The sequence below is a fragment of the Butyrivibrio sp. AE2032 genome (assembly GCF_000702965.1).
Genome location: NZ_JNLF01000001.1, coordinates 1 through 12,946, shown reverse-complemented (window position 1 = coordinate 12,946; position 12,946 = coordinate 1). Strand labels below are relative to the sequence as shown.

The following is a 12,946-nucleotide window of genomic DNA, read 5'->3' as shown; positions in this document are numbered from 1 at the left end:
CCTGACCAGCATCCTTTACAGTGCATATTGCAGGCAGAAGTAGGATCAAAAAGTATAAGCCATGGTATGTTACAGCCGTATTTTTCCCTGTTCTTCCGTATAGTCTTTGTTCCCCTGAAGAAAGCCTCGTACCCCAGATTGAGCATGGTCATTTTGGCTATATGCGGATCAGTTTCATCCACTACTCTGTTTATAAAGTTTACCCAGCGGTTATCCGGATCCTTAAATGCACGTCTAACAGCTTCCAGTTTTTCAGGATCAGCAGCCTTTCTTCCCCAAAAGCGTTCTGCTTCATCAACGAGCTTTAAGTATGTTTTGGTGCGGTCATCAGTCTTATCAAGATGGCCAAGGAATTTGTCTATCAGGATACTAAAAGCTTGTCTTTGCGCTGCATGTGAAATATTTGTAAATGTGTTCATATCGTCTCCCAGTATTTTTATGTATATTGACAAAACATCTGTCTGATAATACATTTATATCATCTATACAAATGTCAAACAATATGTTGTGCGTATTTGATACACAATTTTACAAAATGTCGTGACAATACAAATGGAGGCCAAAATGTCCACAGAGCTTGAAAAAAGAAATATACGAAGAATGTCAAATAAGGAGTCCAATAGAATTACTAAAGAATGCATCTGTGATGCGCTGATCGGATTGATGAAAGAGCATCCGTACAAAGATATAAATATGACCATGATAATAAAAAAATCAGGAGCTTCAAGAGCTTCTGTCTACAGAAATTATCCTTCAAAAGAGACTATCATTCAGGACATTACAAAAAACATAACTGACGAGCTCAGCGCTTCTTTGACAGGACTGTTGCAGAAAAGTAACACGTATGAGTGGTTTTTTAAAGGTGTTTTCAAGGCTGCACTCCGATAAAGACATGTGTGTACTTATCCGTAATTCAAATATTTCTTTTACGGATATGTTCTATAATGCCTTATGTATTGCCTCAGACAGCGAATACGCTTCCCAACATGAATATATTGCCAGAGGTATTGCTGGCGGCTTATGGGAAGTGTCGCTGACATGGATAAAAAACGGTATGAAAGAATCTCCTGAATATATGGCAAGGGTATGCTCAGAAACCTTAAGATTGGAATGAAAATTACTTAACGAAACATCCAAAAGTTTTATTCAAGAGACAAAATCTGAAAAGCTTGCCCCATCCGGAAACAAATCCTGATTCATATCATCACGTCACCCTTCATACTATACTGACACGGCATTTCGTCCAAGGATATTGGGTTCGTCTGTAAAAAAAGCAATGATTGTATCCCCAAAGTACTCTGAAAGCTCAGCATAGTATTTCTCATGAGTAAGTTCAATAAACTTTTGCACCTGTCTTTCATATAATGTTGTTGATCATCATATGAACACAAGAGACCCATATTCGAAATACGTCTTGATATATAGAAAAAAAGAATTCTCAGACTAAACGCAACACCTATAGAATAGTGTGCTTTTAATCTGAGAAATATGCGTCTAACTAAATAATTTACAAAGCTGCTTTTCACATTCTTTTTTCGTGATTTCTCCTTGCTTTTCCGAATACATCCATTGGTTTGTCTGCCTGAAAAGACAGATGGAGATCTCCAAGTGCATATAGTGCCATTTATTCACCACTATTAACAGTTTTTTTTTTAATAAGCATAGCAACAGCCAGGTAAACGACTACTGCAATGATCGCGCCCGCAGCAATATAGCTGTATTGGTTCTCTAGCATCTTTTCAGCTCCGAATGTATAGATAAAGATATGCGGAAACCTTGCAACAAAAGTGATCAGGATCCATTGGATCACATTTTCTTTTGAATAAAAGCCAAGCCATGCATAAGTATCTTTTGGCAATGGTAAAAGCATGAACAGAACATGTACCAATACCGGATTTTTATTTAGAACAAGATTTTCAACCTGTTCCAATTTACTTTTGGGAAAAAGCAGAAGCAAAAAATCTCTTCCAAATTTCTTTCCCAAGAGGAATGCAGTTGTGTTTTGCCATAGTTGCAAATATATCACAAATGATTGCTCCCTTAATGCCTCCAAATGCAGCGCCAGCAGCAAGATAAAACGGAAGTCCTGGTATGCAGTTTGAGAGTGTCTGTAAAAAAACAAAAAATCCAAACACTAATAGTCCAAAGATGCCTCTGCTTTTAACATATTCTTGAAATCCATCTGCATCATCAACAAAAGCAATCATAGGTTTTCCAATTAAAAAGTAAATACCAAGCAGGAAAAAAGCAACAAAACATACAATCAGGATTCTCCGCTTATTATTCTTTTGAGATTTGTTTGTGGACTCTGATTGCATCGCATGTCCTCTCCAAAATGACAGTATATGTAAAAATCATTCGAGCCTATCTGTTACAAGTTCTGCCCAGGCCGGCACAAACCCTGAACCGATAGCAACCTTCTGGGAAGCGATATGTCCCATGGAAGTACCGTAATATGGAAGCCTTCCCTTACCAAGGATCTCATTTTTAAGAAGTGAAACCAGCATCTTTCCAATGCCCTTTCGTCTTCCGTTTGGCTCCACATTTATGCCGATCTGCCACATCATAAGGGCCATCAAGGTCCTGCGAAACTGAATTGATGGATTGCTTTAAGAGATACGTGATATAATCCTTTCTGCTTTGGAATATTGGTAATTCCTATTATCCATTATACCAGTAGTCAATTGTATAAAAACAATCAAAATACTTGGTATTAAGCTTTTAAAAAGGAAGCCTGCATACACAGCCTTCCTTTACTAATCAATTATCATGTCCGCCAATATCTATGCCTCTACTCGATACCTCTCCGCGGAGTTAAATGCTTCAAAAGCCATCAAGATACATCTTGGCGTACTATGTAAAATTCTTTTGTATTGGCGTACAAAAGCATTGTCCGCAGATAGGTCTTTTTCCCTATCCCCCAAATGTACTTGTCCGCCATAAGTACATAATTTTTGCTTCGATTTTAGTCGACTTGTTTCCTTCTAAAACCGCCTCAAACCCGTTGGCTTCTCACCACTATTTCACAATGAAGTTCTGCTCTCGCCCCAAAATACGGGGCTCGCCAGAACAACCGCGCCTGTAACACTCAGCCTTCGCTACCGCTCGTCTTCGTTAACAGCACGACGGTTTCAAGGCTTCTTTGATAGTCCCAACCAGAATCAGAAAGATCCACTTCCTGTGTCTCGGCCCCATTGTAGTATACCGGGAACCGAAATTTGATACTCTTCAAGAAGCGACCATCCTCCTGTTCCTCTTCAAAGATTTCAACACGCTCTACAAAAGAGTTAATAAAGCGCTTCTTTTCTGCATCTGTGAATTCACCGTATATTTTATCAAAGCTCTTAAGGATGCGATAGATAGAGTCTTTGGAAAGCTGCTTCTTGTTTATGTTTTCGATTCTCAGGGAGATGGTATCAATCTCATCTTCTATTGCACCAATTTCCTCATATAGCTTATTCATGCGCTCCTGCATATCATCATATTTTCTGTCATAGAACCTGTCACTAACATCAAGAGCGTCCATCTGCTCAGCCAGTTTATTCTTAGCACCGATTGTCTGTCGAAGTCTGGTCCGACAGATTTCTCTTTCTTTTTCCAACTCTTCTGTATTTGTTTTTGCTCCCACTTTAGTTTTGAGAGCATCTTGAAACTTTGGGTTATTGACGAGCTTATATATAACCTCTTCTACGGCAGCATTTACTTTATCCTGCCCCCATTGATGATGGTAGCTACAGTTATGACCATCGACTTTAAGCCTATGCTTACATGCATAATAGAAGAAATCCTTATAGTATGTGCCGTCAGCTTTCTTTTTACGATTAACATTAGAATACATAGCGCCATGACAAACAGGACAACGAAGAATTCCTGATAAAATATGTTCATGCTCAAGGCTATGCGTCTTTTTCTCTTTTTACTCCTGTCTCCTTTCGCTTCTGAGCCGCAAGCCTGAAGTCATCCTCTGAAATAATAGCCTCATGGATTCCATCATATAAATCATATTCTTCTTGTTTTACAACATGATATTCATTTCGAGTTCCTTGAATCTTCTCATTAGAGCGTCTGCCATAAGGCATTTTTCCCATATAGATAGGATTATCAAGTACTCCCTTTATGAAAGAGCTTGCAAATGCATCAAGCGTATTATTCTGACGCTTTTTCTTCTTGTATCCATGCGTATTTAAGTAATCCGCCACACCGTTGACACCCATATTGGTATGAATATACTTGTCAAAAATAATACGAATGATTTCAGCCTCATCTTCTGCAATTATGAGTTCCCCATTAACAAGCGTATATCCGTAGGGAGCAAAGCCACCATTCCAACGACCTTCTCTTGCTTTCTGTCTACGGCCTTCCATTGTTTGGACGAGAATATTTTCTCGCTCAATTTCAGCGACAGCCGATAGAACTGAAATCATAAGCTTTCCTGCTTCCTTAGAACTATCTATTCCATCTTCTACGCAGATCAGATTAACACCATAATCCTGCATTAGCTGTAATGAACTGAGAACATCAGCTGCATTTCTTCCAAATCTTGACAACTTAAAAACGAGAACGTAGCTTATTCCATCCGCACCACTTGCGATTTCTTCGAGCATCCTTGAGAACTCCGGTCTACCTTTTTAATCTTGCCGGAGTGGCCTGCATCAGAAAACTCTTTTACAACTTCCATATCCTGATATTCAGCATATTTGCTTAGCTTATCTCGTTGGGCGTCCAAGCTATAACCGTCAACCTGAATTGCTGTAGAAACACGGGTGTAGATATAGCATTTTGTTTGTTTCTTCATTTAGAACATCCTCCTATGGAAGTTGCAATAATCCATTTTGCAATAATTTCTTTATCATCGGTTTATACTTATCTATTCCAAAATCTTCTACAATACTTGTGATACGACCACCTGCATCTTTTGACGATGCACCGCACAGAAATACACGTTCATCTTTTGTTCCGTAATCAAGAACAATAAATCTGTCATGAAAAATTCCACCGGTACGTTGCATTGTAATTTTTAATGTTGGGTATTCTTTGCAGAAATCTTTGTATTCAATATTGTGGAGTTTTGAAGTACCTACATTATCACTAAACACCTTGATCTCCACTCCCGAAATAACATTTTTCAAGTGTACCAACGTTCTAATTCCAATATAATTATCAACAAGATATACTGATTTCTTGGCTTTACTGTATATTGAAGAATATGCCACATCCGCACTGCAATACTTGGTATTATACATGAGCCAGCCATTATCCTCGTCACTAACAAAACTATTCATCATGTCTGCAAGATCAGATTTTGTCACAACATCGCTAAGTCCATCCATGACATCTGACATTTGTTTTTCCACAGAAACAAGATCCATTCGGAGCTTTTTTATCTCGACCACATTGCTTGCAGTTTGCATTGATAGCTGCATCATTTCACGCTGACCAATAAGACTCTGATTATCAATAATATAGTCCTTCATCTTTTTGAAAGTACGAACTAAATCTATACTCTGTTTTTCTGCCAGTGTTCCTTTTAAAACTGTCATTAACATATACAATCCTTGCTCTGTAAAAACGTATGGATTACTACGCGACATTGAATTAATATTTGCGGTCGCATTTTGCGACCACAAAATTTTCACTTCTTCATCAGTCACTTGAAACATAAAGTCTTCAGGAAATTTTCTTATATTTCTCTTTTACCTGCTCGTTTAACCTTTTAGTTTCATATCCATATATTTCTGCCAAATCTGCATCAAGCATTACCTTTACGCCACGAACTTCATATAGTTTTTCTCTCAAAAATTCTTCTGTAACTTCTACTGGAACTAATTCAGTATTATCCACCACTTCGTTCTTTTTTTCGCCCATATTTTCCTTTCCAATCTTGAGGTGAAAAATTTTGACCTCAAGATTCTACGTTTTAACCTTTTTTCTTTTTAACCCCGTCGAATTCGACCGGTTTAAACTTTATAGTTAAAGTGTTCACTTTTGAACACTTTTTGAAGTCCCTGCAATTTTCTGCAGTTCTTTATAATATGCCAGATAGCGATAGGCTGTTCTTCTGCTGACATCCCCCTCTGCCACAATCTCCATAAGAGTCATGCCACTCTCATACTTCAACATGAAATCATTGTATGCTGCCATCCAAGCTTCATCATGTTTTTTGCGACCACCGAAGTTACGGTTACGGAGCGTTTCATTTTCCGCCTTTAGCTCTGCAACCTCTTTTTCTAATTCCTTTATTCTTTCAAGGGCTTCATCAAGAGTTGTAATTTTCATCTTGTGCCACCTCGCTTTCTGACCCCATTGTAATTCCGCACTGTGTCACTGTCAACTTGCTTTTTGGCACATGCTCTTTTCTGATTTCATCCCTGAGTCTTGATTGTGATAACATTGCCTATAATAATCTTTGAGTCGATCACCCAAATTTTTGTATGAATAAACAAGTGTGACCGGCGTATTGCCAATATATACGCAATAGTCATAGCCTATATCATCCATAGCAAACTTCCCGGCATACTTTTCAATTAGCTCAGCAAGTACATCGATGCATCTTTCAAAAGCTACATTACAAGATGGATTTTCAAAGTAATTCCTTCCCATATTTTCCTCCCTTTCATCATAGTTTTATAGTCTTTCACAAATTGGCAAGCAGTGCATCGGTGTACACCTGATGCGATTTTGCTTGTTGGGGAGTGTGCCCCAATCCCCCTGATTGCCGATTTTCATCGACAAGCTACGCCTGCAAAGCAGGCTAAAAACGAAGTCAATAAATGTCTAAGTATTTGTTGAAAGTCTTTTCTACCTTTTTCAAAACTCGCTCATGATTCTCCTTCATATCAGAAATTGTTTTGCTATCTACAGTGCCACATGAATTGGCAACTTTTGCAATCTGGTTGATATTGTTGCTGTCAATTTTCAGAAGTTTGATGATTTCTAATAACTCACTGAAATCAATGTGGATATAATATCCATCGATTGCCATCTTCCTAATGTAGGCGCTCATGTTTTTGATTCCTATCTGCTCCATCCTGTCGTGAATCATTTGTAATTCATTTTCGGGAATCTTGATATGAATCTGTTTGTTACATGGAACGTATCCCTGATTTAACAACATTTGCTTTTCACCTCCTCTCGTTATCGTTGTTCATGGACTAATTATCCAAGATTTAGAAGCCCAACCCCGTATATCCAAGAGGTAGGAAATAGATGCTCTACTCAAATTTTTCCACGATATTGGAATTCATCATTTATAGCAAACTTACATTCTGTTATGATTTACATATACAAGGACTTTAGGAAAAGCACTGGGGGAATAAAGCATTGAAGTGTAAATTATCAATTCAGGAAAAACTAAAAGATTTAAGAATAGAAAAAGGCCTGTCTCTGCAAGAATTGTCAGAGCAGACCGGAATATCCAGAGCATCACTGGGAAATTATGAAAACAGATGATTACAAAGAAATCTCTCACAAGGCCATCATCACCACTTGCGGATTTTTATGGAGTAACATCAGACTATCTTCTGGGACTTACTGAAAATAGAGAACAACATCTATTTCCTATAGATGAACTTGGACTGGATGATGAAACTGTAGATTTACTAAAAAGTGGGAAGCTTAATGTCAGATTGATTTGTGAAATGATTAAGCACCCGGATTTTATAAATTTTCTTTCGGACATGGAAATCTACGTTGATAATCTTGCCGGAATGCAATTTCGAAACATCAACAAAATGATTGAACAGACAAGAGTTCGGCTTCAAAATAAAGGCATTTCCGATGAAGATCATTACATGAAAACCTTAGAAGCAGCAACCATATCTGAAGACAACTACTTCAACAATCTTCTTGGAAACGACATTGTCAAAATAGCAAAAGCTATACGAGATGCCCATGGCAAAGATGCAGAAACCGGTGATGCAACCACACCGGTTGACGATATCCTTGACTCATTTGAGGAATTAAAGACCGCCGACAATGTCACTCAGGCTCAGATGGTCATGTATAGCAAACTCTTCAAAATCAATTTTACTAAGATGGATCCATACGAGTTCAAGACCTTTACCGACATTTTGCAGCGCTACTCTGATCTCTGCAAACCGGTTAAAGGAAATGGGACGCGGGAAGAAGAAAAAATAATCCTAAAACAACACAGATATAGTCGTTCCTACCCCAGGTGCACTATCTAACTCAATTTTGGCATCATGAATCTCAACTATGTGTTTTACAATCGCAAGACCAAGCCCTGTTCCACCTGTAGCTTTTGATCTGCTTTTATCAACACGATAAAATCGTTCAAAAATTCGCTGCTGCTCTGAAGCAGGTATTCCTATTCCATTGTCCTTAACTGTAAGCGCAACCTGACCATCAATTGTTCCCACAGAAATCTTTACCTTGCCATTAGGATTATTGTATCTGATTGCATTCTGCCCCAGATTTTCAACCAACTCTTTGGGCATATCTTTGTTTCCGCAAACAATACTCGTTTTCCCCTCAAGCTCTATTGTCACGTTTCTTTGTTTCGCATTAACTGATAAGACTTCCATACATTCTGAGACAGTCTCATATAAGTCAACCTCGGTAAAATGTAACTCAGAATCTTTTCTATCCAAATCCGAGAGTCTCAAAATATCATTTATCAATGCAAGTAATCTGTCGGCATTTCTTTCTGATTTCCTGATAAAAATGATTCTGCTTCTCAGCGCCTACCATTCCTCCCTCTAGCAATTCAGCATAACCAGAAATAGCGGTCAGCGGTGTCTTCAGCTCGTGTGAAACATTAGCCGTAAAATCCTGCCTGGCTTTTGCAGCAGATAAAATATCTGTATGCTGGGTGCGAAGCATTTCTGCCAAAGGATCCAATTCCCTGTACGGTGATTCATAATCAGCATTCTCCCAATTTTCCGCCATAATCTCTATTGGTTTTAAAAACTGTTTTGTAAGCAGATGAGAAATCGCTATGCAAATTGAAATGATAAGGAGAATAATTAATAAAATAATTGGTATCGCTGATATGAATACCGCCCAAATGCTCTGTGCATTGGTAGCAACACGAAGAACCGTTCCATTATCTAAACGCAACGCATAATAGAAAGTATCCTCATTCATAGTGTCAGATCTTCTAACTGCTTCCCCTTCACCCTGTTCAAAAGCCGCCTGTATCTCTGGTCTGTCAAAATGATTTTGCAATAGCTCCGCTGAGGCATCATTGTCATATAAAACAGTTCCATCTTTATCAATCCAAGTTACACGCAGCTCATCTAAATCAGTAGATAAATCTATCTGATCTACATCAATATCTACTGTTTCAAAAATTTTGGTATCCTTTAGAAGTTTCGCACTGACAGATAGATCTGATCGCACCTGACCCTCAAAGAGATTGTAATATATAATTGTAATTCCAATAACTGTTGCGATAATTGCTAATATCGCAATTCCAACCAGTCTTATATTTATTCTTATTTTCATTCGATTACATATCCTACATTTTTCACGGTCTTGATTCTACTACCATAATCCCCTAATTTTTGACGAAGAGTTTTTACATGCATGTCTATAGTTCTTGATTCCCCCTCGTAATCAGCTCCCCATACCTGCTCCATGATAGTGTCACGGTTCAGTACGATTCCTTTGTTTAATACAAGAAAAGACAAAAACTCATACTCCTTATAGGTTAGCTCAACATGATTTCCACTGATAGTAACCTCATGCTTTTCATTATTTATAACTAGTTCGTCCAGCCTAAGTTCTTTTATATCCTCAGCCTGAGTTCTACGAAGCAGGGCTTTCACCCTTGAGATTAGTTCCATAACCGAAAATGGCTTCTTGATATAATCATCAGCACCATCCTCAATTCCTCTAACTAAATCAAGCTCTTTTGTTTTAGCTGTAACCATAATCACAGGAAGCTTCTTTGTCTCAGGATTTTTTCTAAGCTTCTTTACTATTTCATTGCCACTTTCATCCGGAAGCATAATATCCACTAAGCATAAATCCGGAATCACATCATTCATCTTGTCATAAAAATCTTTTGCACATGAAAATCCTAATACCTTATGCCCCGCATTTATGAGGGCCAGCTCTTCGATTTCCCTTATGCTGTCATCATCTTCAATTATATAAATAAGCGCCATTCTTCTCTCCTATTGTGCGTCCTTAGACTGTTCTATCTCTTTCTTACTGATGGGGTACTGCTTAATCAGTTCTTCATACTCCTTGTTGAAGCTCTTTCTGTCTTCACTAGATAAGCTTTCAAAATACTCATGCGTATTATAATCATCATCTAAAATAGTTATCATTTCAACAGCTATATTTGAACAATGATCAGATACTCGCTCCAGACCGGTCAATACATCATCCAAAATAAATCCCATCTCAATAGTAGACTTTCCCTTCTTCAATCTATTAATATGATTCTCCTTAATGGTCTTGCATAGTGTATCAATAACTTCTTCAAGAGGCTCAACATGAGTAGCTTGCTCTACATCATTTCTACAAAAGCTATCAACTGTTAGTGCACATATATCATTAACAGCTCCACAAAGAGCTTTCATTTCTCTGAGCTGCCCCTTCTTGAACTCTAAGCCCTTATCTTTTATTTCTTCTGCTGATTTAACAATCTCTAAGGCATGATCTGAAATCCTTTCAAGATCACTGATACTATGCAAAATAATGGACATACTTTGGCTATCTGATTTTGAAATATTCTTACTTGATACTTTTACCAAATATGAGCCAATTGCATCCTCGTACTTATCGACTACAGCTTCAAGTCTTTTAACTTCCTTAACCTTTTTCTTATCATATTCTAATAGGGCTTCCAGTGATAAGGTGATAGATTTCTGGCAATACTCTGCCATTTCTCTTACTTTTCCACGGCATAATTCCATTGCAAATGCCGGCCTGTCCAAGAATCTCTCGTCAATAATGATAGAATCCTTTTTAGCCTCCGGCTCTTCTGCTCCATCTGGTATGGTTATTTCAGCCAGCTTTACAAGCTTATCCGCAAATGGGAAAAGAAGTATTGTCGCACCAATATTAAATAAACTATGAATCACAGCTATCCCTGCTGCATTAGCAGCCTTATCTAAAAAAACAAAATCTATAACTGTATTCAAAGAATAGAATACAACCATAAAAATAATTGTTTCTATAAGATTAAAATATAAATGAATCATCGCTGAGCGACGTGCGTTTCTGTTTGCCCCAACAGATGAAATAATTGAGGTTACACAGGTTCCGATATTCTGCCCCATAATAATCGGAAGCGCTACTGCATAATGTACAGCTCCGGTAGAACAAAGTGCCTGCAAAATACCAACAGATGCAGATGAACTTTGAATTACTGCCGTTAGAATTGCCCCAACAACCATTCCAAGTATAGGATTCCTAAAAGCTGTCATCATTCTTGTAAAAGAAGTATTGTCTGCTAGCCCAGACACAGCTCCACTCATTGTTTCCATTCCAAACATGAGAATCGCAAATCCAAGTAAGATTCCACCAACATCCTTTTTCTTAGATTCTTCTTTGTTTGACATAACTAAAATAATACCTATTGCCGCTAATATAGGCGAAAATGATGAAGGCTTTAGCATCTTAAGCCAAATGGTACTTCCCTCGATTCCTGTAAGTGAAAGCATCCAGGATGTAATAGTTGTACCCACATTTGCCCCCATAATAATACCTACAGCCTGATTTAGCTTCATAATGCCTGAATTTACAAATCCAACTACCATGACAGTAGTTGCAGATGATGATTGAATAACTGCCGTAACTCCTGCGCCAAGCAACACCGCAAATATCCTCTTTGAAGTAAGCTTCTCAAGAATTATTTCCAACTTTCCGCCTGCCATCTTTGACAGTTCATTCCCCATCATGCTCATTCCATATAGAAACAGGGATAGCCCACCTATCATATTTAGAACATTAAAAATATCCATACAAATTCCTTTCTGGGTATGCTAAAAAAATACGCCAATTATTAGCATACTGAATGAAAGTAAAATGTATGAATGTCCTATGTAAAATCTATGTAAAATTATAAACTTTGCTTACTATTACAATGCTTTATTTCCATTAACCATTAATCTAAACGTTACTCCCAATAGTTCTGAAGCTTTTCTACACATCAGCATTCTACCGAGAAAAATATCAAAATATTCATACATGGTACAGATTTTCTCATCAATTTCGAGATTTAATGAAATTTGCTTTTTATCCTTATCAATAATAAGATCTGTTTTGGTAACAGCATAATTCACTCTATCATGAACATCAAAGTTGGCTTTTGGTTTCTGACGCACCCTGTTTCTTCTAACATCTGTTTTTGTCTGCTATAATGAGTGCAGCTGATATTACATCTGTAGCTCCACCTGTTGACTCGTCATGATGGGCGATTGCAGAAACCACTGTAAGTCTCTCCTGCCTATCCATGCCTGTTTTCTTTAATATGTCATTTGCAAGTAATGAACCATACTCTGCATGCCTACTACGATTGATGGCATTCCCAATGTCATGCATAAATGCAGCCACCTTAACAAGTTCAATCTGTTTCTTACTGTATCCAAGAATCTCAAGAATATTGGTAGCACGCTCGGCTACCAAAGCTGCATGTACTTCTGAATGGTCTGTATACCCCAATATTCCAAGGGTTTTCATTTCCCTTTGCTATTAATGCCAGTACCTCTTCATTCTCTTTAATATCTTTTATACTTCATCTTCATTCTCCTTCTGCTTTAGTGAATAAAATTACCCACTCTCTGCTATATTTGTTGCATGATCCCCTATTCGTTCAAAGTACTTTGCTATCATCAAAAAATATCGGTTGCCTCCTCACCTTCTTCAGGATTATTTAAGATAAGTTGGATAACATCCTTTTTTGCCTTTACAAACAACTCATCAACAATATCATCATGTTCAATAAACTTCCCTAGCTTTTACAACATCCTTT

Annotated in this window: 14 protein-coding genes and 5 pseudogenes; 4 read left to right on the top strand and 15 right to left on the bottom strand. The window is 37.8% G+C overall.

Going from position 1 to position 12,946, the window contains the following annotated elements; translation table 11 throughout:
* Window positions 1-419 (bottom strand): annotated as a pseudogene (locus tag BO18_RS00075) (radical SAM protein); the annotation flags it as partial.
* A gap of 145 nt (window positions 420-564) precedes the next feature.
* Here BO18_RS00075 and BO18_RS00070 point away from each other — a divergent pair.
* The gene (locus tag BO18_RS00070) at window positions 565-888 is read left to right on the top strand and encodes a TetR/AcrR family transcriptional regulator (protein WP_034442083.1); all 324 of its coding nucleotides are present in this window, start codon (window positions 565-567) and stop codon (window positions 886-888) included.
* The gene (locus tag BO18_RS36580; protein WP_185752297.1) at window positions 845-1,114 is read left to right on the top strand and encodes a TetR-like C-terminal domain-containing protein; all 270 of its coding nucleotides are present in this window, start codon (window positions 845-847) and stop codon (window positions 1,112-1,114) included. The genes BO18_RS00070 and BO18_RS36580 overlap by 44 nt, the downstream gene beginning before the upstream one ends.
* A 510-nt stretch (window positions 1,115-1,624) precedes the next feature.
* Here the strand turns inward: BO18_RS36580 and BO18_RS00065 are convergent.
* From BO18_RS00065 to BO18_RS00030, 8 genes and pseudogenes are all read right to left on the bottom strand, one after another.
* Window positions 1,625-1,930 carry a hypothetical protein gene (locus BO18_RS00065; protein ID WP_185752296.1) on the bottom strand — a complete coding sequence of 102 codons (306 nt, stop codon included), beginning with the start codon at window positions 1,928-1,930 and terminating at the stop codon, window positions 1,625-1,627.
* 1 nt (window position 1,931) lies between these two features.
* Window positions 1,932-2,318, bottom strand: coding sequence for a hypothetical protein (locus tag BO18_RS00060; protein ID WP_034442076.1), 387 nt, complete (start codon window positions 2,316-2,318; stop codon window positions 1,932-1,934).
* Between the two features lie 36 nt (window positions 2,319-2,354).
* Window positions 2,355-2,576 (bottom strand): GNAT family N-acetyltransferase, encoded by a 222-nt coding sequence (locus BO18_RS00055; RefSeq protein ID WP_034442072.1) that lies wholly within the window; start codon window positions 2,574-2,576, stop codon window positions 2,355-2,357.
* Between the two features lie 512 nt (window positions 2,577-3,088).
* Window positions 3,089-4,795 (bottom strand): annotated as a pseudogene (locus BO18_RS36415) (recombinase family protein).
* 13 nt (window positions 4,796-4,808) lie between these two features.
* A pseudogene (locus tag BO18_RS00045) lies at window positions 4,809-5,865 on the bottom strand (ORF6N domain-containing protein).
* Between the two features lie 114 nt (window positions 5,866-5,979).
* On the bottom strand, window positions 5,980-6,276 hold the full coding sequence (locus tag BO18_RS00040; protein ID WP_027114870.1) for a hypothetical protein: 297 nt from the start codon (window positions 6,274-6,276) through the stop codon (window positions 5,980-5,982).
* 51 nt (window positions 6,277-6,327) lie between these two features.
* A complete protein-coding gene (locus BO18_RS00035; RefSeq protein ID WP_027114869.1) occupies window positions 6,328-6,600 on the bottom strand; it encodes a hypothetical protein in 273 nt (90 codons plus the stop codon).
* 163 nt (window positions 6,601-6,763) lie between these two features.
* Window positions 6,764-7,114, bottom strand: a complete 351-nt coding sequence (locus BO18_RS00030) for a plasmid mobilization protein (protein ID WP_026664580.1) — start codon at window positions 7,112-7,114, stop codon at window positions 6,764-6,766.
* A 206-nt stretch (window positions 7,115-7,320) separates the two neighbouring features.
* Here BO18_RS00030 and BO18_RS34170 point away from each other — a divergent pair, with 206 nt between their 5' ends.
* Both BO18_RS34170 and BO18_RS00025 read left to right on the top strand, forming a co-directional pair.
* Complete coding sequence (locus tag BO18_RS34170; RefSeq protein WP_081860841.1) at window positions 7,321-7,449, top strand: helix-turn-helix domain-containing protein; 129 nt, start codon at window positions 7,321-7,323, stop codon at window positions 7,447-7,449.
* Window positions 7,446-8,186: a hypothetical protein gene (locus tag BO18_RS00025; protein ID WP_051688361.1), complete on the top strand. Its 741-nt coding sequence runs from the start codon at window positions 7,446-7,448 to the stop codon at window positions 8,184-8,186. Before BO18_RS34170 ends, BO18_RS00025 begins: the two co-directional genes overlap by 4 nt.
* Here the strand turns inward: BO18_RS00025 and BO18_RS35430 are convergent.
* From BO18_RS35430 to BO18_RS36410, 6 genes and pseudogenes are all read right to left on the bottom strand, one after another.
* Window positions 8,139-8,609: a sensor histidine kinase gene (locus BO18_RS35430; RefSeq protein WP_242856495.1), complete on the bottom strand. Its 471-nt coding sequence runs from the start codon at window positions 8,607-8,609 to the stop codon at window positions 8,139-8,141. The genes BO18_RS00025 and BO18_RS35430 overlap by 48 nt on opposite strands.
* Window positions 8,610-8,628: 19 nt before the next feature.
* Window positions 8,629-9,465, bottom strand: coding sequence for a histidine kinase dimerization/phospho-acceptor domain-containing protein (locus tag BO18_RS35425; protein ID WP_242856494.1), 837 nt, complete (start codon window positions 9,463-9,465; stop codon window positions 8,629-8,631).
* Window positions 9,462-10,130 (bottom strand): response regulator transcription factor, encoded by a 669-nt coding sequence (locus BO18_RS00015; protein ID WP_034442064.1) that lies wholly within the window; start codon window positions 10,128-10,130, stop codon window positions 9,462-9,464. Before BO18_RS00015 ends, BO18_RS35425 begins: the two co-directional genes overlap by 4 nt.
* Window positions 10,131-10,139: 9 nt before the next feature.
* Window positions 10,140-11,936, bottom strand: a complete 1,797-nt coding sequence (locus BO18_RS00010) for a Na/Pi cotransporter family protein (RefSeq protein ID WP_034442061.1) — start codon at window positions 11,934-11,936, stop codon at window positions 10,140-10,142.
* Between the two features lie 117 nt (window positions 11,937-12,053).
* Window positions 12,054-12,706: pseudogene (locus BO18_RS36575) on the bottom strand (HD domain-containing protein).
* A 38-nt stretch (window positions 12,707-12,744) separates the two neighbouring features.
* Window positions 12,745-12,917: pseudogene (locus BO18_RS36410) on the bottom strand (PhoU domain-containing protein); the annotation flags it as partial.
* Between the last annotated feature and the right edge of the window lie 29 nt (window positions 12,918-12,946).

What these genes read in the sequence shown, in the direction of transcription:
- BO18_RS00070 (WP_034442083.1), top strand. Translation starts at nt 565, where the DNA reads ATGTCCACAGAGCTTGAAAAAAGAAATATACGAAGAATGTCAAATAAG.
- BO18_RS36580 (WP_185752297.1), top strand. Translation starts at nt 845, where the DNA reads ATGAGTGGTTTTTTAAAGGTGTTTTCAAGGCTGCACTCCGATAAAGAC.
- BO18_RS00060 (WP_034442076.1), bottom strand. Translation starts at nt 2,318, where the DNA reads ATGCAATCAGAGTCCACAAACAAATCTCAAAAGAATAATAAGCGGAGA.
- BO18_RS00055 (WP_034442072.1), bottom strand. Translation starts at nt 2,576, where the DNA reads ATGGCCCTTATGATGTGGCAGATCGGCATAAATGTGGAGCCAAACGGA.
- BO18_RS00040 (WP_027114870.1), bottom strand. Translation starts at nt 6,276, where the DNA reads ATGAAAATTACAACTCTTGATGAAGCCCTTGAAAGAATAAAGGAATTA.
- BO18_RS00035 (WP_027114869.1), bottom strand. Translation starts at nt 6,600, where the DNA reads ATGGGAAGGAATTACTTTGAAAATCCATCTTGTAATGTAGCTTTTGAA.
- BO18_RS00030 (WP_026664580.1), bottom strand. Translation starts at nt 7,114, where the DNA reads ATGTTGTTAAATCAGGGATACGTTCCATGTAACAAACAGATTCATATC.
- BO18_RS00025 (WP_051688361.1), top strand. Translation starts at nt 7,446, where the DNA reads ATGATTACAAAGAAATCTCTCACAAGGCCATCATCACCACTTGCGGAT.
- BO18_RS35425 (WP_242856494.1), bottom strand. Translation starts at nt 9,465, where the DNA reads ATGAAAATAAGAATAAATATAAGACTGGTTGGAATTGCGATATTAGCA.
- BO18_RS00015 (WP_034442064.1), bottom strand. Translation starts at nt 10,130, where the DNA reads ATGGCGCTTATTTATATAATTGAAGATGATGACAGCATAAGGGAAATC.
- BO18_RS00010 (WP_034442061.1), bottom strand. Translation starts at nt 11,936, where the DNA reads ATGGATATTTTTAATGTTCTAAATATGATAGGTGGGCTATCCCTGTTT.